Annotated in this window: 16 protein-coding genes, 1 tRNA gene and 1 pseudogene; 6 read left to right on the top strand and 12 right to left on the bottom strand. The window is 64.0% G+C overall.

Annotation, left to right across the window (positions count from 1 at the left end):
- Positions 1 to 129: 129 nt before the first annotated feature.
- From ACV229_RS34260 to ACV229_RS34250, 3 genes are all read right to left on the bottom strand, one after another.
- Positions 130 to 1,650 (bottom strand): GMC oxidoreductase, encoded by a 1,521-nt coding sequence (locus tag ACV229_RS34260; protein WP_448087509.1) that lies wholly within the window; start codon positions 1,648 to 1,650, stop codon positions 130 to 132.
- Positions 1,651 to 1,753: 103 nt separating this feature from the next.
- On the bottom strand, positions 1,754 to 2,218 hold the full coding sequence (cueR, locus tag ACV229_RS34255) for a Cu(I)-responsive transcriptional regulator (protein WP_448087508.1): 465 nt from the start codon (positions 2,216 to 2,218) through the stop codon (positions 1,754 to 1,756).
- A 378-nt stretch (positions 2,219 to 2,596) separates the two neighbouring features.
- The gene (locus tag ACV229_RS34250) at positions 2,597 to 5,026 is read right to left on the bottom strand and encodes a heavy metal translocating P-type ATPase (protein ID WP_448087524.1); all 2,430 of its coding nucleotides are present in this window, start codon (positions 5,024 to 5,026) and stop codon (positions 2,597 to 2,599) included.
- 115 nt (positions 5,027 to 5,141) lie between these two features.
- Here ACV229_RS34250 and tehA point away from each other — a divergent pair, with 115 nt between their 5' ends.
- Positions 5,142 to 6,290: a dicarboxylate transporter/tellurite-resistance protein TehA gene (gene tehA, locus ACV229_RS34245; protein WP_448087507.1), complete on the top strand. Its 1,149-nt coding sequence runs from the start codon at positions 5,142 to 5,144 to the stop codon at positions 6,288 to 6,290.
- Positions 6,291 to 6,463: 173 nt separating this feature from the next.
- On the opposite strand, the gene ACV229_RS34240 is transcribed toward tehA, so the two are convergent.
- From ACV229_RS34240 to ACV229_RS34230, 3 genes are all read right to left on the bottom strand, one after another.
- Complete coding sequence (locus tag ACV229_RS34240) at positions 6,464 to 7,462, bottom strand: hypothetical protein (RefSeq protein WP_448087506.1); 999 nt, start codon at positions 7,460 to 7,462, stop codon at positions 6,464 to 6,466.
- 124 nt (positions 7,463 to 7,586) lie between these two features.
- Positions 7,587 to 7,680 (bottom strand) — tRNA-Ser (locus ACV229_RS34235).
- A gap of 113 nt (positions 7,681 to 7,793) precedes the next feature.
- Positions 7,794 to 9,044, bottom strand: coding sequence for an aspartate kinase (locus ACV229_RS34230; protein WP_448087505.1), 1,251 nt, complete (start codon positions 9,042 to 9,044; stop codon positions 7,794 to 7,796).
- On the opposite strand from ACV229_RS34230, the pseudogene ACV229_RS34225 reads away from it, so the two are divergent.
- A pseudogene (locus ACV229_RS34225) lies at positions 9,027 to 9,263 on the top strand (hypothetical protein); the annotation flags it as partial. The gene ACV229_RS34230 and the pseudogene ACV229_RS34225 sit on opposite strands and share 18 nt — an antisense overlap.
- A 121-nt stretch (positions 9,264 to 9,384) precedes the next feature.
- On the opposite strand, the gene tilS reads toward ACV229_RS34225, so the two are convergent.
- The 4 genes from tilS to cysS form a co-directional block, all read right to left on the bottom strand.
- On the bottom strand, positions 9,385 to 10,791 hold the full coding sequence (gene tilS, locus ACV229_RS34220; protein ID WP_448087504.1) for a tRNA lysidine(34) synthetase TilS: 1,407 nt from the start codon (positions 10,789 to 10,791) through the stop codon (positions 9,385 to 9,387).
- A gap of 49 nt (positions 10,792 to 10,840) precedes the next feature.
- Positions 10,841 to 11,812, bottom strand: a complete 972-nt coding sequence (locus ACV229_RS34215; RefSeq protein ID WP_006478433.1) for an acetyl-CoA carboxylase carboxyltransferase subunit alpha — start codon at positions 11,810 to 11,812, stop codon at positions 10,841 to 10,843.
- A gap of 102 nt (positions 11,813 to 11,914) precedes the next feature.
- A complete protein-coding gene (locus tag ACV229_RS34210; protein WP_448087503.1) occupies positions 11,915 to 12,742 on the bottom strand; it encodes a DNA-3-methyladenine glycosylase family protein in 828 nt (275 codons plus the stop codon).
- Between the two features lie 43 nt (positions 12,743 to 12,785).
- A complete protein-coding gene (gene cysS / locus ACV229_RS34205; RefSeq protein WP_448087502.1) occupies positions 12,786 to 14,183 on the bottom strand; it encodes a cysteine--tRNA ligase in 1,398 nt (465 codons plus the stop codon).
- 234 nt (positions 14,184 to 14,417) lie between these two features.
- Between cysS and ACV229_RS34200 the strand changes: the two genes are divergently transcribed.
- The 4 genes from ACV229_RS34200 to ACV229_RS34185 all read left to right on the top strand — a co-directional run bounded on the left by ACV229_RS34200 (position 14,418) and on the right by ACV229_RS34185 (position 17,160).
- Positions 14,418 to 15,140 carry a tetratricopeptide repeat protein gene (locus ACV229_RS34200; RefSeq protein WP_448087501.1) on the top strand — a complete coding sequence of 241 codons (723 nt, stop codon included), beginning with the start codon at positions 14,418 to 14,420 and terminating at the stop codon, positions 15,138 to 15,140.
- A 40-nt stretch (positions 15,141 to 15,180) separates the two neighbouring features.
- Positions 15,181 to 15,756 carry a peptidylprolyl isomerase gene (locus ACV229_RS34195; protein WP_448087500.1) on the top strand — a complete coding sequence of 192 codons (576 nt, stop codon included), beginning with the start codon at positions 15,181 to 15,183 and terminating at the stop codon, positions 15,754 to 15,756.
- 88 nt (positions 15,757 to 15,844) lie between these two features.
- Positions 15,845 to 16,336: a peptidylprolyl isomerase gene (locus tag ACV229_RS34190; RefSeq protein ID WP_448087499.1), complete on the top strand. Its 492-nt coding sequence runs from the start codon at positions 15,845 to 15,847 to the stop codon at positions 16,334 to 16,336.
- Between the two features lie 23 nt (positions 16,337 to 16,359).
- A complete protein-coding gene (locus tag ACV229_RS34185; protein WP_448087498.1) occupies positions 16,360 to 17,160 on the top strand; it encodes a UDP-2,3-diacylglucosamine diphosphatase in 801 nt (266 codons plus the stop codon).
- A gap of 75 nt (positions 17,161 to 17,235) precedes the next feature.
- Here ACV229_RS34185 and cysE read toward each other — a convergent pair whose 3' ends face one another.
- Together cysE and ACV229_RS34175 are read right to left on the bottom strand one after the other, a co-directional pair.
- Positions 17,236 to 18,009, bottom strand: a complete 774-nt coding sequence (cysE, locus tag ACV229_RS34180) for a serine O-acetyltransferase (RefSeq protein WP_448087497.1) — start codon at positions 18,007 to 18,009, stop codon at positions 17,236 to 17,238.
- Between the two features lie 185 nt (positions 18,010 to 18,194).
- The gene (locus ACV229_RS34175; protein ID WP_448087523.1) at positions 18,195 to 19,016 is read right to left on the bottom strand and encodes an RNA methyltransferase; all 822 of its coding nucleotides are present in this window, start codon (positions 19,014 to 19,016) and stop codon (positions 18,195 to 18,197) included.
- Positions 19,017 to 19,051: the final 35 nt, after the last annotated feature.

Genomic DNA, 19,051 nt, shown 5'->3' with positions numbered 1-19,051 from the left:
TCGTCGTCCTGTCGAAAATTAGATATCCGTTTATACAATCGCAAGAAAAACTTCCCTGCTGTGCATTCACCATGTTTTCTTAAACTCGCTGCGCTTCACCGCAATGATCTTCTTTGCTCATCTTTGAGCCTATACGTCGCGACATTGCAGCGACTCCAACAGTCTATCTGCAACGTTGGCGGACCATGCAGCTATCGACAAACTTGGCGGCGCCCCGGGAGATTCCGGGAGAGCAGAGGCATCTGCCACATATAGCCCAGGGTTATCAAAAATCTCACCGTTCGCACCAATTACACCATCCAAATTCGATGTACCCAAACAAGCACCTCCGATCGGCTGAACCGTTATCGGAGTGCCAGGCGCATATACCGTTGTATTCGTTGCTGCTTCTATATTTTTTATTTCATCTGCAATTTCTTGATAAACACTGTTTTCACTTTTCCTGTATCGCACCTCGAATTTGCCGCGCCGCAGCGACATCGATCCATTGCTACCATCGCCACCGAAGGCAACCATACAGGAGTTCTTGCACAACCACTTCTTTATCAGCTTTGGAATCGGTACGGCATCCAATCCCTGTATGCTGGCGCGAAGCATCAGAGCAGATTTACTTTTCGAGTTTTTCGCCCTGAAGGGCCCACATAGCGGCGTACCGGCAGAAAGATCTCTCTCACTGTTTTCTTTCCAAAACCCGAAGAATCCCCCGTTCGTACCAAACCGGAAACCTAGCCGTGGCATTCCATCCAATCCGCGCTCTACATCACGGCTTTTCAACAGTAAGCGAACTGTATTCAAGGCTCCAGCAGCCAGGACTACGTGTTCCGCAAACACGTGTTCATCCTGTCCGCTTCGATGGTCGCGATATCGAACTTCGTATCGCATCTTGCCGGCGCCATCCCTTCTCAGCTTATGAATTGACTTTACTTCACACAAGTCACGAACCGATAGCCCATGCCCTATGGCAGGCCAAAGGACGGCGAAGTCCAGGGTCGTTTTTGCGCCGGACGGAGATCCCAGAAAACTATTATTCCGCATGTCGGATTCCCATCGCTCGACCCCGTTCCGATCGACCACTTTTCGAGGCTCTCCCGGCCTTTCAGGCAATAGGATGCCAACGGGTGAATTTCTCAGGCCCGCATTCGATAGTTCGCCATCGTAGTTCGTTTGATCGAAACTGTTTGGCACCATGTCATGAGGCGACACGGGCCGCGCAGCAAGCAATCCCAGAATTTCATCGTAGTACTTATCCATGCCCTCCTGAGAAATTTCCGGATGGCGATTGCTCCAGTATCCAGGATTGAAAGGCTTACCCAGCACAGCGGCATAGATGTGGCTACCACCACCAACATTCGAAGAGCAAATAACGTTTATACCATCGCCAACGTAAACCTCCACAAATCCTCTTTTATTAAAAACGAATTCGCTTTCAAGAAAACGAGACCTGATGGATCGTAAGCCATGGGTAAACGCCTTTACCCCTTGCGGGAGCGGCGACAAATCCTCGATACCGGTCGACCGAATGGGAACCGTATTCCTCCACGGCCCACGCTCGAGCATTAAAACATTTCGCCCGGCCTCCGCAAATCGCTTTGCGGAAAGCGAACCTCCAAAGCCACTTCCTATTACCAATATTTCCACTTCGTTTTCCATAGCCACGCCTAATTTCCCCGATTACCGAAGTACGCTCGAACCAGCCTCTGACGTCGACCCACGATCATCGTCAGCAGCAGCCGGTTCACGGAAAGCTCGAGCTCTAACGAGCGAGCGGTCGCCGCTTCTCAGACAGCGTCTTTCGCGGGTCAGTGTTGGCGGCGCGATCCCGCACGAATGCTTCGGACGTGAGCGACTCGATGATCGGGCAGTCCGGCGTATCGTCGCCATTGCAGCAGTGCACCAACTTTTCGAGGGTGGCCCTCATCTCCTGGAGCTCCTTCAGTTTTTCATCGAGCTCCGCGATGTGCGCCTGGGCCAGTGTCTTGACCTGCCGGCTGGAGCGCTCGCGGTTCTGCCACAGATCGAGCAGTTCGCTGACCCTGTCCAGCGAGAAGCCGAGGTCTCGGCATTGCCGGATAAACCGCAGTCTGCCCACGTCCTTGTCGCCGTATTGCCGGTAGCCGTTGTCCGTGCGGCTCGCCGGCGGCAACAGTCCGAGGCCTTCGTAGTGCCGGATCATTTTCGCCGAGACGCCGGAGGCGGTGGCCGCTTCGCCGATATTCATAGGTTTGATTCTCAAGTAGATGTGACGTCGGCCCCCCAGCGCGGGACGCCTCGCATCAGCGTGATGCCCGCCGCCGCCATCGCGCCGTCGGCGCCGGCCGACATCGACGAGCCAACGTGCGCCGCCACGAGAGACGGCGCATCGTTCAGTCCGTCACCGACCATCGCGAATCGAAGGGAAAGAAAAACTATCCGACTATCCCGAGATTCGATGGGCCTGCTGCCGACCATAGCTCACAGATACGGCCGGACTTAGCCATTGATTACATTCTTCGGCGATTCTCGTCGTGTGGCAAACGAGATAAAGTATCGAAAATCTAAAGAAAATCTTTACTGCTACGAGATCTTCGGTTCGAGACTGCTTCGCCGATGTTCGCGATCAGGCTCCTTGGATCGGGCTAACGCCGGTCGCCGCGCCGCGCCAGCGCCGAAGCATCAGTGCATTGGTGACGACGCTCACGCTGCTGAAGGCCATGGCAGCGCCGGCGATGACCGGGCTTAGCGTGCCCAGGGCCGCCAGAGGAATGCCCAGCACGTTGTAAGCAAACGCCCAGAACAGACCTTGTTTGATTTTCGCGTAGGTGCGACGCGAAACGTCGAACGAATCCGCCACCAGGCGCGGGTCGCCGCGCATCAGCGTGATGCCCGCCGCCTCCATCGCGACGTCGGTGCCCGTCGACATCGACAAGCCAACGTCCGCCGCCACGAGAGACGGCGCGTCGTTCAGTCCGTCACCGACCATCGCCACGATATGGCCTTGCTTGCGCAGTTCCTGGACGACGGCAGCCTTGTCACCCGGCAACAATTCCGCGCGGACTTCATCGATGCCAAGCTCACGCGCCACGGCATTGGCACTGCCCTGGTTGTCGCCCGTCAGCATCACCGTCCGGATGCCCAGCTCGCGCAGCCGCGCGACGGCGGCGTACGACGCGGGCTTGACCGTGTCGCCAAAGGCCAGCAGCCCCAGCACACGAGCCTGGTTGTCGTCTCGTGCCAGCAGCCACGAGATGGTCCGCCCCTCGCCTTCGAGGCGCTGGGCCTCGGCCAGCAGTGCGCCCGGCTCGGCTCCCGACTCATTCATCAACCGCGTACTGCCCAGCAGGAGCTGCCGGCCACGCACGACCGCCTGCACGCCACGGCCTGGCAAGGCTTGCGCGTCGTGTGCCGGCGGCACGGCGATACGATGATCGCTGACCTTCTCCATCACCGCATGCGCGAGCGGGTGATCACTGGTCTTCTGCAGCGCGGCCGCGAGTTGCAGCACCTCATTCGGATCGCTCGCGTCGGCTGCCTCGATCGCGGCCAACGACGGCTTGCCTTCGGTCAACGTGCCCGTCTTGTCGAAGGCCACGACGGTCACCGAGTGCGCCACTTCGAGCGCCTCGGCATCCTTGATCAGAATGCCCTGCCGCGCGGCAACGCCAGTGCCTGCCATAATGGCCGTCGGCGTGGCCAGGCCCAGCGCGCAGGGGCAGGCGATGACGAGCACCGCCACCGCACTGATCAAGGCCTGCTCCGCATTGCCGCTGTATAGGAACCAGCCGGCGAAGGTCAACAGTGCGAGCCCGAGGACCGTGGGAACGAACACGGCGCTCACCCGATCGACGATACGCTGAATCGGCGCCTTCGCCGCCTGCGCAGACTCAACCATGCGGATGATCCTCGCGAGCGTGGTTTCGGCGCCAATGGCCAGCGTGCGGACCTCCAGCAGGCCTTCCTCGTTGACCGATCCGCCGGTCACTTTATCGCCGACAGCCTTGGCTACCGGCAGGCTCTCGCCGGTGACGAGCGACTCGTTGGCGTGGCTGCGGCCGGCAATGACTTCCCCATCCACCGGCACCCGCTCTCCGGGACGGATGACTACGATGTCGCCCACTGCGACCTGTTCGACCGGCGCGGAGACTTCGATGCCGTCCACCAGGACCCGCGCGACCGTCGGCCGCAACGCATTCAGCGCACGGATTGCGTCGGCGGTCTGCCGCTTGGCACGAGATTCGAGCCATTTGCCGAGCAGCACCAGCGTGATGACCGCGGCCGAGGCCTCGAAATACAAATGCGGCATGCCGTGTCCGGCGCTCTTCCACAGCAGGTAAGCCGAAAGCCCGTACGCGGCGCTCGTGCCCAGCGCGACCAACAGGTCCATGTTGCCGCTCCCGGCCTTGATCGCCTTCCAGCCGGCCCGGTAGAAGCGCGCCCCAAGCCAGAACTGCACCGGCGTCGCCAGCGCCAGTTGCACCCAGCCTTGCGGCATCCAGTCCACGCCGAACAGTTGCAGCAGCATCGGCAGGATGAGCGGAAGCGTCAGCACCGCCCCAACGAGCACCGGCCACCATTGCGGAAGACCCGTCGCGGTCGGCGCAGTGGCTGCGGCCTCGACCGGTTTCGCAGCGTAACCGGCCTTGTCGATGGTGGCTGCCAGCACCGCGAATGACACGTCGGCGAGCCCCGTCACGATGGCCTTTTCGGTCGCGAGGTTGACCGATGCTGCCGACACGCCGGGGACTTTCAACAGCGCTTTTTCGACCCTGGTTACGCACGACGCGCAGGTCATTCCCTCGATCTCGAATTCGATCTGGCGGGGGCGGACTTCGTATCCGGCCTTGCGGACGGCATCGGCAAGAGTCCCGGCGTCCACCCCGGCTGAGGCTCGGACGGTGGCCTCCTCGGTCGCGAGGTTCACTGCGGTGCTTTCCACGCCTGGGAGCGCCCGTAGCGCCTTCTCGACGCGCAACACGCAGCTCGCGCAAGTCATGCCTTCGATGGGGAGTTTGAACTCCAGGGGTACGGCCGGTGCGATCGATGTGCTCATGGAGTCTGTTCCGCTGGTCTTCTGATGTGCCATGAGCTTGATCCTTCCTATCGTCGGAAGGTCAAGCGGCTCATGTGCAAATGCGCCATAGCGTCCTACATGCCCAACAAGCCTATTGACGTTGCCACGATGGGAAACCCGACAGTGCCGCCACTACCACCTCACCACCGAGGTCAACAAAGATGATCTTCGCAATTCACCCTATCTTCCGATCGGCTTCGCGCGCACGGTGTCGCGCGCGCGCGATAAATGCCGCTATTGCCGTATGGCGGCTCCGTCGAGGACGCGCATCATGTGCATAAGGCGGGCGAAGATTCCCGCGTCCTACTTCGGGATGGTCCTTGGCCTCGCCGGTCTTGGGCAGGCGTGGCGCGCGGCGCCACACCTGTGGCACCTGCCGCCGGTGGCAGGCGAATTTGTCTTGGCAGTCGCCGTGCTCGTGTGGGCCATACTCATCACCAGCTATTTGTGGCAAGCCATCAGCAACTTCGCGGCGGTACAAGCTGAGTGGCTGCATCCCGTGCAGGGCGGTACGCCTGCATTGGTGGCAGTGTCTACTCTTCTCGTCGCCATGGCAGTTCTTCCGTATTCAATTACCGCAGCACGGTTTCTGACCATTGGCGCCATCGCGTGGCATGTGTGCTTCTGCCTGTGGCACACAGGCACGCTATGGCAAGGTGGGAAGCGCTCAACGGATATGGTACCGACGCTGTACCTGCCGACCGTTGCCGGCAACTTCGTCAGCGCCGCGGCCCTCGGTTCGCTTGGCTGCCCGGAATGGGGGTGGCTGTTCCTGGGAGCTGGGCTCTTCTCATGGTTGGCCCTTGAATCGCTGGTTATCCAACGACTATGGCATTCGACATCGCTGCCGGCACCTCAGCGTCCCTTGATTGGCATTCAGTTTGCCCCTCCGCTCGTATGCGCCATGGCTTGGCTGGCGTTGTCGCCCGGTAGCGGGGATCACTGGCTTCTCATGCTGTTGGGCTATGGTCTCTTTCAGTTATTGCTCGGCTTACGCCTCGGACCGTGGCTGGGCGCGCAGCCCTTCATCCCTGCCTACTGGGCGTATACGTTCGGCGTCGGCGCCGCAGCGGTCTGCAGCCTGAAGTTAGCGCAGTCAGGGGTGCGCTCGGCACAAGTACTGGCGCTACCGATATTCGTCTGCGCCAACCTATTCATCGGATACCTCGCCATACGTACGGTCCACTTGCTCGTCAAAACGTGGTCGTCCCCACAGCGGTTGTCCGCTCCCCCGCAGGACTAACGCATAGACACTACAAAGTCCGGATTGCGATTTTTGCCGGCGCCTAATCGACAGGTACTGCTGACATCTGAGCCTGTTGAATCTGAGCCGACCGAGCTCGCTTTAAGTGGCGTGTGCACGCGACGGCGTACCGAATCGTTGACGTACAAGAAAGCGGAGTGAATCTATGGCACTTACTCGGCGGCAACCCGACTTCTACTGTCGGGTGTCAGCGGACGGTCCATCGCTTCTGGTGCATTCAGTCGCCGGTCGGAGAGCTCGCCGAACGGACAAGGCAAAGCAAACGTCGGGAAACACAAAAGAAGAAGGCCGCCAACGCCCAGAGCACCCCGATTATCGGCATCTAGATCGCCATCGTCAGACACAAGACCACAACGGTTCAAATAGGCGATCGCAGACTCCCTCAGGATGAAACCGCCCGGAGCTAGCGTCACTAAAGGAGCGTGTCCAGCGTCGACCGCCGTGAGCCGCCTGCGCGCAAACTCATCGCGTAAAGCCCGTTGATGGCGTATCTGAATCTGCCCTTGCTCCATCTTGTACCGCTCCAGGTCCGCAGCAGACATCAGAATGGGTTCCCAGGCCGGTCGATCGCTCAAGCCGGACCAAACATTGAGAAACGCCGCCTTGTCGTCGTCCGCAATCGGATACCGCAGGGGCGGCAAGCTCGGCAAGATGCGGTTCAACACACGCCGCTCATCCTCAGTCAAGGGATAGGGGGCCTCTGACAATTCAACGACCTGTTGTTGCAAATCGGATTCATGCGGCACTTCCAATGCGCCCTGCTTTTCGGCATCGCGCCGCTCTTGATGCGGTTGGCTTGGCTCGTCGTTGCCTTTGACCTGCGGTGCGGCCTGCGATTGCCCCAAGGCCAGTCTCTCGTCATTGTCGTCAGGCTGCACCATCGGCCGGTGAAACTTTTGCATCTTCGCAACGATGCACTCGATGCCTTCAAAGTGCCGCGCCGCCGTCGGGCGAAGCGCCTCAGCAATCGCCTTGCAAAAATTCGTAAGCTCGATGAGTGGACCGGATGGCAGTTTGACACGGACTTGCACCTGGACCCCGTTGGATTGTTCTCGAAGTTCTGCCAGTATAAGTGCCCGAGCATTATCCGACGTCCTCGCGCGAGCCGAACCGACCGGGCGCAGCATCCCCAGCAGCCAGGCCTGACTCATGAAGGCTCGCGCAATGGGCCAGATCGACAGCAGACAGGCTGGCGCCCAGTGATGGGCCTGCTGATGGGCTGAAAAACAAAAAGCCCCGTAAGTCCTAGAACTTACGGGGCTTTCTCACCGCTTTTGGCGGAGACGGAGGGATTCGAACCCTCGATCCAGGTTTTGGCCCAGATGCTCCCTTAGCAGGGGAGTGCCTTCGACCTCTCGGCCACGTCTCCCAAACTTTCGCTCGCACCAGGGAGGCAGTGCGACGAGAACGAGATAATATAGGGTTTCGAACCGCGCGTCAATTTCCGTGATGCATTTTCTTCAACGCATCACGAAAATTTCATTACGCCTGGTCGAGTTCGAATGCCTTGTGCAGCGCGCGGACGGCCAGCTCCATGTACTTCTCGTCGATCAGCACCGAAATCTTGATTTCGGACGTCGAGATCATCTGGATGTTGATGCCCTCTTCCGACAGCGTGCGGAACATCTTGCTCGCGACACCGACGTGCGAACGCATGCCGACGCCGACGACCGACACCTTCGACACCTTCGGGTCGCCCTGCACCTGCTCGGCGCTCACGTGACCCTTCACCTGGTTGGTCAGGATGTCCATCGCCCTCTGGTAGTCGCCACGGCCGACCGTGAACGTGAAGTCCGTCTTGCCCTGCACGCTCTGGTTCTGGATGATCATGTCGACGTCGATGTTCGCGTCGGCGACCGGGCCAAGGATCTGATACGCGATGCCCGGCTTGTCGGGCACGCCCATTACCGCAATGCGTGCTTCGTCGCGCTGGAACGCGATGCCGGAAATGACTGCCTTTTCCATGGTCTCGTCTTCTTCAAAAGTAATCAGGGTGCCCGAGCGCATTTCTTCGTCGAGCGCAATCAGCGGATCGGTCAGGCTCGACAGCACACGCGTCTTCACCTGGAATTTGCCGGCGAATTCGACCGAGCGGATCTGCAGGACCTTCGAGCCGAGGCTCGCCATTTCCAGCATTTCCTCGAACGTCACGCGATCGAGGCGGCGCGCCTCTTCGACGACGCGCGGATCGGTCGTGTAGACGCCGTCGACGTCCGTATAGATCAGGCATTCTTCGGCTTCGAGCGCAGCCGCGACCGCCACCGCCGACGTGTCCGAGCCGCCGCGGCCGAGCGTCGTGATGTGGCCGTCCGGATCAACACCCTGGAAGCCCGTGATGATCACGACCTTGCCGGCGTTCAGATCCGCCTTCACGCGCTCGTCGTCGATCGAGTGGATGCGCGCTTTCGTGAATGCGCTGTCGGTCTTGATCGGCACTTGCCAGCCGGCATAGCTCACGGCCTCGACACCGATTTCCTGCAGCGCGATCGACAGCAGGCCGACGCTGACCTGCTCGCCGGTCGACGCGATCATGTCGAGCTCACGCGGGCTCGGCTGGCTCGAAATCTCTTTCGCGAGACCGAGCAGACGGTTGGTTTCGCCGGACATCGCGGACGGCACGACCACCATCTGGTGCCCGGCCTGATGCCATTTTGCGACGCGTTTCGCGACGTTCTTGATGCGCTCGACCGAGCCCATCGAAGTGCCGCCGTATTTATGTACGATGAGTGCCATTGTCGTTCTGAACTGGAGGAGAGACCGCACGGACGCGCTGGGCAGGCCGCATTGCCGTTCGGTCACGCGGCTTGTGGCTGTGGACGGACGACGAGGAGAACGGCTGGGACGCAGCACGCGGACGTGACGGATTTGCCCGGAAGGCGGATCAGGCCGCGCAAACCGGGTACGTCACGCGGAAAACCTGCACAAAATGCTCAAAAATCGAGCCGAGCAAACGACCGAGCGTACCCGATCAACGCCCGCTTGACAAGCCGGAAGCCGTGTCGGCACACGTTCCGGCGCTGTTTACCAAATGGTGAAAATCAGCGCAGCATCGTCGCGCGCTATCAGACCCGTATTACGCGATCAGCAGATCCGGGCGCCACTCGATCCGGCGCCATGTCCCGCCGCCGGACGCTTGATCGTCACGATTGACGCCGAGCCGCGGCACGAACAGCAGGCGCTCGCCCGCGAACAGCAGCGGCACGTCGCGCTGCCACGCAGGGACGCCGCGCTCCTGGAACAGGTTCTTCAGCGTACGGCCAGGCGCGCCCGGCGCCGCGCGCATCCGTTCGCCGCCCGCGCGGGCGCGCGCGACGAGCGGCGCGGCGCGCAGCACGGCTTCGGGCACCGCATCGGTGTCGCCCGCCGAAGCCGGCGCGAACACGTACGTGCCGCGCCACGCCGGCAGATGCCAGACCTCCTGCCCGTCCCACGTACACGTACAGTCGGGACGCGGCGTCCCGCTGCCTTCATCGGGCGGATCGGCACTGTCGCCGGCCTCCCAGTACACGACATCGCGGTACAGCCGCAGGCACTGGCCCGCGTGATCGACGCGCAGCGCATGCGCGACTTGCGTGGCGCGCAGTTGCCGCATCATGTTCGCGAGCCGCGCCGCGGACGCGCCCGGCAGGCCGAGCGAGCGCATCCAGAAACGCAGCAGGTTCGCGCCACGCGCGTCGTCGAGCGCGACCAGCGCGTCACGCGACAGTGCGCGCCCGTCGTCGCGCGCGGCGCCGGCAAAGTCCAGTTCGGCCAGATCGTCGAGCAGCCGCTGCGCCGCTGCCGCGTGTTGCGCGGCACGGCCGAGCGCATCGCGAAAGCCGGGAAAATGCACGGCGAGCGCAGGCAGCACATCGAGCCGCAGCGCGTTGCGCGCGTAGCGCGTGTCGCGGTTCGATTCGTCGTCGATCCACGCGACGCCGCGCTCCGATGCATAGCGGTCGAGCTGGGCGCGCAGCAGGCGCAGCAGCGGGCGCACGCGTTCGACATGCGCCGCCGCCGGGCGATAGCGCGGCGCCATCGCCGCGATCCCGGCGATGCCGGCGCCGCGCAACAGTTGCAGCAGCACCGTTTCGGCCTGATCGTCGGCGTGCTGCGCGAGCCACAGCACGGCTGCGCCATGCCGCTCGCACATCGCGTCGAGCGCCGCATAGCGGCTTTCACGCGCGCTCGCCTCGATTCCCGTGCCGCTGTCGCGCGGCACATCGACGCGCATCGAATCGAATGCGACGCCGAGCTTCGCAGCGGTCGCTTCGGCATGCGCGGCCCACGCGTCGGCGTTCGCGCTCAGCCCGTGATGAACGTGCAGCGCGATGCAGCGCGCCGCGCCCGCGACGCGCACGGCCGCATCGAGCAGCACCGACGAGTCGAGGCCGCCGCTGTAGGCGACCGCGATGCGCGCGCCGGCCGGCACGTCGGCAAGCGCAGCGCCGACGGCGTCGAGAACGACGCGGTCGGCAGTATATTCGCTCGGGGGAATCACGATGAGACGGCGCGCCGGACGGCGCGCGTCGATGAACGCACGCCGCGCGTCATGCGCCCGGCGTGGTTTCCTTGAACTTGCCGTAAGCCATCAGGCGCTCGAAGCGGCGCTCGCGCAGCGCGTCGATGCTCATGCCCTGGAACTGGCGCAGCGAATCGGCGAGCGCACGGCGCAGCAGCGCGGCCATGCCCTTCGGATCGCGATGCGCGCCGCCGAGCGGCTCGTTGATGATCTTGTCGATCAGGCCCAGCGCCTTCAGGCGATGCGCGGTCAGGCCCAGCGCCTCGGCCGCCTCGGGCGCCTTCGCGGCGCTCTTCCACAGGATCGACGCGCAGCCTTCGGGCGAGATCACCGAGTAGGTCGAGAACTGCAGCATCATCACGGTATCGGCCACCGCGATCGCGAGCGCGCCGCCCGAGCCGCCTTCGCCGATCACCGTCGTGATGATCGGCGTCTTCAGCTCGGCCATCACGTACAGGTTGCGGCCGATCGCCTCCGACTGGCCGCGCTCTTCCGCGCCGATGCCCGGATACGCGCCCGGCGTATCGACGAACGTGAAGATCGGCAGCCCGAACTTCTCGGCGAGCCGCATCAGGCGCTCGGCCTTGCGATAGCCTTCGGGACGCGGCATGCCGAAGTTGCGCGCCGCGCGCTCCTTCGTGTCGCGGCCCTTCTGGTGGCCGATCACCATGCACGGATGACCGCCGAAGCGGGCGAGGCCGCCGACGATCGACAGGTCGTCCGCGAAAGCGCGGTCGCCGTGCAGCTCGTGAAAATCGGTAAACAGTTCCGCGACGTAGTCGAGCGTGTACGGACGCTGCGGGTGCCGCGCGATCTGCGACACCTGCCACGGCGACAGGTTCGCGTACAGGTCCTTCGTCAGTTGCTGGCTCTTCTTCGACAGCCGCTCGATTTCTTCCGAAATATCGACAGCCGAGTCGTCCTGCACGAATCGCAACTCTTCGATCTTGGCCTCGAGTTCGGCGATCGGCTGTTCGAAATCCAGAAACGTGGTCTTCATGTGTTCGAATCCTTGGGTCTTGCGGCAGCGCGTATTCTACCCGCGCGGGCGACGCTCAAAACCGACTCTCAACTATTGATGTTTAAAACTCGATAGCCCGGATCATTCGCCGGCATCCAGCGAGTCGAGGCTGCGCCACATGTACCAGGTCGCGACGGTGCGCCACGGCTCCCAGTTGGCCGCCACTTCCCGCGCCTCGCTGCGCGTCACCGGCTCCCCGCTGAAATAATTGACGCTGATCGCGCGGATCAGGCCCGGATCGTCGAGCGGCAGCACGTCCGGCCGCGACAGGTTGAAGATCAGGAACATCTCCGCAGTCCAGCGGCTGATGCCGCGAATCTGCGTGAGTTCCGCGATCACGTCCTCGTCGTCCATCGACGTCCACTTGTCGACGTGCAGCGCGCCGGACACGAAGTGCTGCGCGAGATCGAGGATGTATTCCGTCTTGCGCTTCGACAGCCCGCATGCGATCAGTTTCTCGGAACCGAGCTTGATCACTTGTTGTGGCGCAAGCTTCGGGCACGCGGCCTCGATCCGGCCCCATACCGACTGCGCAGACGTGACCGAAATCTGCTGGCCGACCACCGAACGCGCGAGCGTGACGAACGGATCGCCGCGCTTGACGAGATGCGCGGGACCGAATTTCGGGATCAGCTTCTTCATGATGCGGTCGCGCTTGACGAGATCGGCGCATGCCTTGTCCCAGTAAGCGGGACGCACGACGACGTCGACGCCGTCGAACTCCGCCACCTCGGATGCACGCGCCTTGCGACCCGCCGCGTCGACGGCCGGCAGCTGCGCATGACCGTCGAACTCGCCGTTCGGCACGGCGCGCTTCGCGTCCGCCTTCGCCGCCGACGCACGCTTGGCTGCCGGACGCGCGGCGACCGGGGTCGCGCGCCTGACCGGCGCTTTTCTGGCCGTTGCCATCTTGCCTCCTACCTGACGAATCGGTCAGTGGAACGCGCTGCGCTCATACGCGACGCCATTCGGTCGATCCGCCCGGTTTGTCTTCAAGCGCGATACCGGCGTCGAGCAGCTCCGCCCGGATCCGGTCCGCTTCGGCATAATCCTTCGCCCGCTTCGCCGCGCCGCGCGCGGCGATCTTCGCTTCGATCTCGTCGGCCGTGAAGCCGCCTTCCTGCGCGGCGCCCGCCGCCTGCTGCAGGAACGCGCGCGGCTCGCGGCCGAGCAATCCCATGAGGCCGGCCAGCTGCTTCAGCTGGCGCGCCAGCGCCGCATCGCGCGTGCGGTTCACTTCCCCCGCCAGCTCGAACAGCGTCGCCACCGCGACCGGCGTGTTGAAGTCGTCGTTCATCGCGGCCGCGAAGCGCTGCGCATGCGGTTCGCTCCAGTCGAGCGCGAGCGTATCCGGCTCGACGTCCTTCAGCGCGGTATAGAGGCGCGTCAGCGCCGCGCGTGCATCGTCGAGATGCACATCGCTGTAGTTCAGCGGCGACCGGTAGTGCGTGCGCACGATGAAGAAGCGCACGACCTCGGCATCGTACTGCGCGAGGACCTCGCGGATCGTGAAGAAGTTGCCGAGCGATTTCGACATCTTCTCGTTGTCGACCTGCACGAAGCCGTTGTGCATCCAGTAATTGACGAACGTCTGGCCGGTTGCGCCCTCGCTCTGCGCGATCTCGTTCTCGTGATGCGGGAATTGCAGATCCTGCCCGCCGCCGTGGATGTCGAAATGATCGCCGAGCAGCGTGCAGCCCATCGCCGAGCACTCGATGTGCCAGCCGGGACGACCCGCGCCGTACTTCGAGTCCCACGACGTGCCTTCCGGATCTTCCGGCTTCGCGCGCTTCCACAGCACGAAATCGAGCGGATCTTCCTTCGCGTCGTTCGCGGCGACGCGCTCGCCTGCGCGCAGGTCGTCGAGCGACTTGCCCGACAGCTTCCCGTAGTTCGCGAACTTGCGCACCGAATAGTTGACGTCGCCGTCCGTCGCCTGATACGCGTAGCCGTTCGCTTCGAGTGTCTCGATCATCCCGAGCATCTGCGGAATGAAGCGCGTCGCGCGCGGCTCGATGTCCGGCCGCTGGATGCCGAGCGCGTCCTCGTCCGCATGCATCGCGTCGATGAAGCGGTCCGTCAGCGACTTGATCGTCTCGCCGTTCTCGACCGCGCGGCGGATGATTTTGTCGTCGATGTCGGTGATGTTGCGCACGTACGTGACCCGCAAGCCGATCGCACGCAGCCAGCGCTGAACGAGGTCGAACACGACCAGCATGCGCGCGTGGCCCACGTGACAATAGTCGTAGACGGTGATCCCGCATACGTACATCCGCACTTCGCCGGGCTGGCGCGGCACGAAAACTTGCTTGTCACGCGCGAGCGTGTTGTAGATGCGCAGTGATTCCATAGAGATGAAGCGTGAGCCGAAGGAAACCGCCCTGGCGAGGCTCGCCCCGCATGCGACACGATCGAGCCATCGCTGCGGCGTCGTGCCGCGCGTCCTCGTATCACATGGGGCGGTCAGGCTGCAAGCACAGCGGTGACGGCCACGAGAGGCAAAAAGAAAGACTGCCTGCGGCTCGCCGGAACGCGCAGACGTTTTGTTAGAATGGCTCGGAGTATAACATTCCGATTTACGCCTATGAAATCTCCTCGCGGCCGCGCGCCGAGCGCTGCGACCCTCGTTGCGACCGCCGTCATGGGCGTCGCGCTGACGCTTCTGCCGGCCGCCGCGGCTTACGCGCAGAAGGCCCCGCCCTCCGCCGACGGCACGCCCGATGTCGATACATCGATCGCCGGCAAGCAGTGGAAACAGGCGCTCGCGCAACTCGATGCACGCATCGCCGCGAACCCGCACGACGTGCAGGCGCAGTTCAAGCGCGGCACCGTGCTCGTGCGCCTGAACCGCGATGACGATGCGATCCAGCAATTCGTCACGATCACGCAGGCGTACCCCGAGCTGCCCGAGCCGTACAACAACCTCGCGGCGCTGTACGCGAAGCACGGCCGCTACGACGAAGCGCGCGCCGCGCTCGTCACCGCGACGCAAGCGAACCCGAGCTACTCGCTCGCCTACGAGAACCTCGGCGACCTGTACCTGCGCCTCGCGGCCGAATCGTACAAGCGCGCGCAATCGCTCGGCCGCACGACCGGCGCGACCGCGCAGCGCCTCGCCGACCTGCAGAAAATCATCTCGCCGCCCCAGCCCGCTCCGGGCACGCGCGCCGCGGCGCCGTCGACGCCCGATTACGCGCGCCGCGCGGCCGCGAACGTGAGCACCACCACGCTGCCGCTGTCGCCGACGTTCCAGTTCAGCGGCCCGTCCGGTGCGATGGCGGCGCCCTACGTCGCGCCGTCGCAATAAGCGGCGCGCGTCACTTCACCCATCCAACCAGAGGATCGCAATGAAACGTCTGTTGCTGGCGCTTGGCGGCGCCGCCCTACTCGCGACCGCGCCCGCGTTCGCGCAAACGGCCACCGCGCACCCCGTCGTGCAGCTGAAGACCTCGCAGGGCGACATCCGCGTCGAGCTCTATCCGGAGAAGGCGCCGAAGACGGTCGCCAACTTCCTCGACTACGTTAAGTCAGGCCAGTACAGCGGCACGATCTTCCATCGCGTGATCAAGGGCTTCATGATCCAGGGCGGCGGCTACAAGGCCAACTTCGACGAGAAGCCGACACGCGCGCCGATCCCGCTCGAGAGCCGCAATGGCCTGAAGAACGTGACGGGCACGATCGCGATGGCGCGTACGGGCGACCCGAATTCGGCGACCGCGCAGTTCTTCATCAACACCGTCGACAACGCCGGCCTCGACTATCCGAATCCGGACGGCAACGGCTACGCGGTGTTCGGCAAGGTCGTGTCGGGCATGGATGTCGTGAAGAAGATCGAAGCCGCGCCGACGACGTCGCGCGGCCCGATGCGCGACGTGCCCGAACAGGCCATCGTGATCGAATCGGCGAACATCGTCTCGAAGTAAATCCGGCCGGGTCGTTCCGGCACCTCACGCGGCCGCGTCGCACGACCGGCCGCGTGCCATTTAAACCGTCCTTTCGAAGGAATTCATCATGGTTGAACTGCACACGAACCACGGCGTGATCAAGCTCGAGCTCGACGCCGCGAAAGCGCCGAAGACGGTCGAGAACTTCCTGAACTACGTGAAGAAGGGCCACTACGACGGCACCGTGTTCCACCGCGTGATCAACGGCTTCATGATCCAGGGCGGCGGCTTCGAGCCGGGCCTCAAGCAGAAGCCGACTGACGCGCCGATCGACAACGAGGCGAACAACGGCCTGAAGAACGACATGTACACGATCGCGATGGCGCGCACCAACGATCCGCACTCGGCAACCGCCCAGTTCTTCATCAACGTGAACGACAACGACTTCCTGAACCACTCGTCGCCGACGCCGCAAGGCTGGGGCTACGCGGTGTTCGGCAAGGTCGTCGAAGGCCAGGACGTGGTCGACAAGATCAAGGCCGTGAAGACGGGCAACGCAGGCTTCCATCAGGACGTCCCGACCGACGACGTCGTGATCGAGAAGGCCGTCGTCGCCTGACGTTTCGATACGGAGGCACTTCGATGCTGCAGGAGACTCCGCCGCGAAGCGTCTCCGCGGGCGTGCCGGGCGAGCGCGAATACGCGCAGGCCGCACGCCCGTTCCTGTTCATCTCCGATCTGCACCTGAGCGACGCGATTCCGAAGACGGTCGCCGCGTTCGAGCATTTCGTGAAATACACCGCCGACAGCGCCGACTCGGTGTTCATCCTCGGCGACCTGTTCGAATACTGGATCGGCGACGACGTGCTCGACGACGATCCGTTCGCCGCACGCATGACGGCGCTCCTGCGTACGTTCTCCGAACGCGGGATCGCGCTCTACGTGATGCACGGCAATCGCGACTTCCTGCTGGGCAAGCGCTTCATGAAGGCGGCCGGTGCGATGCTGATGCCCGACCCGGCGCTGATCACGGCATTCGGCCAGCGCATCGTGCTCGCGCATGGCGATGCGCAATGCACGGCCGATCACGGTTACCAGTTTTTCCGGCGGTTTGCCCGCAATCGCGTCTTGCAATGGCTGTTCCTTGCGTGGCCGTTTCGCTGGCGCCGTGCGATCGCCGAACGGATGCGCTCGAAGAGCGAGGCCGGACGGACGCGCCCGGCGTCGCCGCGCTACGACGTGACGCGCGAAGGCGTGACCGCGCTGTTCAGCCGCAGCCACGCGAGCGTGATGATCCACGGCCATACGCACCGTCCCGCGCGCCACCTCGAACCGGGCGGCGTGCGCTGGGTGCTGCCCGACTGGGATCTCGACCACGGCACCCCGCGCGGCGGCTACCTGCGCGTCGACGCGGAAGGCATTCGCGCACTGCCGCTCGACTGAGCGCCGCGACGCCGGCCGGGACCGTTCGATGGCCCCGTCGGCAGGCGGCCACCGGACGGCGGCCGCCGCGGTCGTTCAGGACTGACGCTCGACCGCCTTGCCTTCCAGAACCGCCGACAGGCGGCGCAAGTCCAGGCGCGCCGCATCGGCGCCCTGCAGCGTTTCCAGATGCGTGCCGAGCCGCTCGAGCGCCGCGACGATCTCGTCGACGCGCCGGCTCTCCTTCGCCGCATGATCGATCAGGCCGTGGATCGCGAGCGACATCGGGTCGTCCGCGTTCGGCGTGATGCCGTACGCGCAGAATGCCGCACGCTCCGGCTGCGGCTTCGGCTGCGCGGGCATCACGATGCGCGCCGGGTTGCCGACCGCCGTGCCGCCTGCCGGCACCGGCTTCACGACCACCGCGTTCGAACCGATCTTCGCGCCCGCACCGACCGTGAACCCGCCGAGCACTTTCGCGCCCGCGCCGACGATCACGCCGGCTTCGAGCGTCGGGTGACGCTTCGCGCCGCGTGTCAGCGACGTGCCGCCGAGCGTCACGCCCTGGTAGATCGTGCAGTCGTCGCCGACGATCGCCGTCTCGCCGATCACGACGCCCATCCCGTGATCGATGAACACGCGCCGGCCGATCGTTGCGCCCGGGTGGATCTCGATGCCGGTCAGGAACCGGCCGACCTGCGACGCGAAGCGCGCGAGCCAGTATCGCTTCGCGCGCCAGCATGCATGCGCGAAGCGATGCAGCACGAGCGCATGCAACCCCGGATAACAGGTCAGCACTTCCCAGGCACTGCGAGCGGCGGGATCCCGCTCGCGAATCGTCGCAACGTCTTCGCGCAGTCTCGTGAACATGATCTGATCTGGGGAAAGGAACCGGCGCGCACCGCCGGCAATGGCCGGCCCTTATCGCGCCGGCTGCTTTGTTTATGACGTTCGGCGATTGTAGGGCGAGTTGCGCGCGCTCGCACGGCCCGGCGCGTTCACCCCTGTAACGGCGCGGGTATTCGCGCCGGCACCGGGTGAATGCGCGGCCTGAGTCATGCGTCGCCGTCGGGCGTGCGCGACTTCAGCAGGATGTGCTTCGCGATCCCGCGCAGGATGTTGACTTCCTCGCGTTCCAGCCCGGTGCGCGAGAACAGGCGCCGCAGCCGCGGCATCAGCTTCTTCGGATTGCGCGGATCGAGAAAATCGAGCGCGATCAGTGCGTTCTCGAGGTGCATGTACATCCGCTCGATCTCGTCGCTTTGCGCGAGCGTGCCGGCTTCCGCCTGCGACACCGGCGCGCTCGCGTCGTCGAGAAACGCGATGCGCAGTTCATAGGCGAGCACCTGCACCGCCTGCGCGAGGTTCAGCGAGCTGTAGGCCGGGTTCGCGGGGATGTGCGCGAGCGCACTGCACTGCTCGACGTGCTCGTTCGACAGGCCGGTGCGCTCGTTGCCGAACACGAGCGCGATGTCGCCGCCCCCGACCTGCCGGCATGCCTGCTCGGCTGCCGCCCGCGGCGCAAGGCGCGGCGGACCGTATTCGCGCGTGCGCGCGGTGAGCGCGATCGACCAGTGGACGCCGGACAGCGCGTCGCCGAGGGTCGGCACGACGTGCGCGGAAGCGAGCACGTCATCCGCCCCGCTCGCCATCGCGATTGCCTCGGGATCGCTCTGCACGTGCGGCACCCGCGGCGCGACCAGCACGAGCCGCGAGAAGCCCATCGTCTTCAGCGCGCGCGCGGCGGCGCCGACGTTGCCGGGGTGGCTCGGCTCGACGAGCACGAAACGGGTGGACGTAAAGCCGCCGCGCAGCGGCCCGGACGACTGCGCCGCGTCGGGCGCGGACGGCGCAGCGGTGTTCTGCAAGGTTTCCAATACCATACGACTCGATTACCAGGATGGCCGTATGG

Source organism: Burkholderia sp. MR1-5-21, from assembly GCF_053427715.1.
Note: the sequence above shows the minus strand (reverse complement) of the source record. Positions and strands in the feature narration are given on the sequence as shown.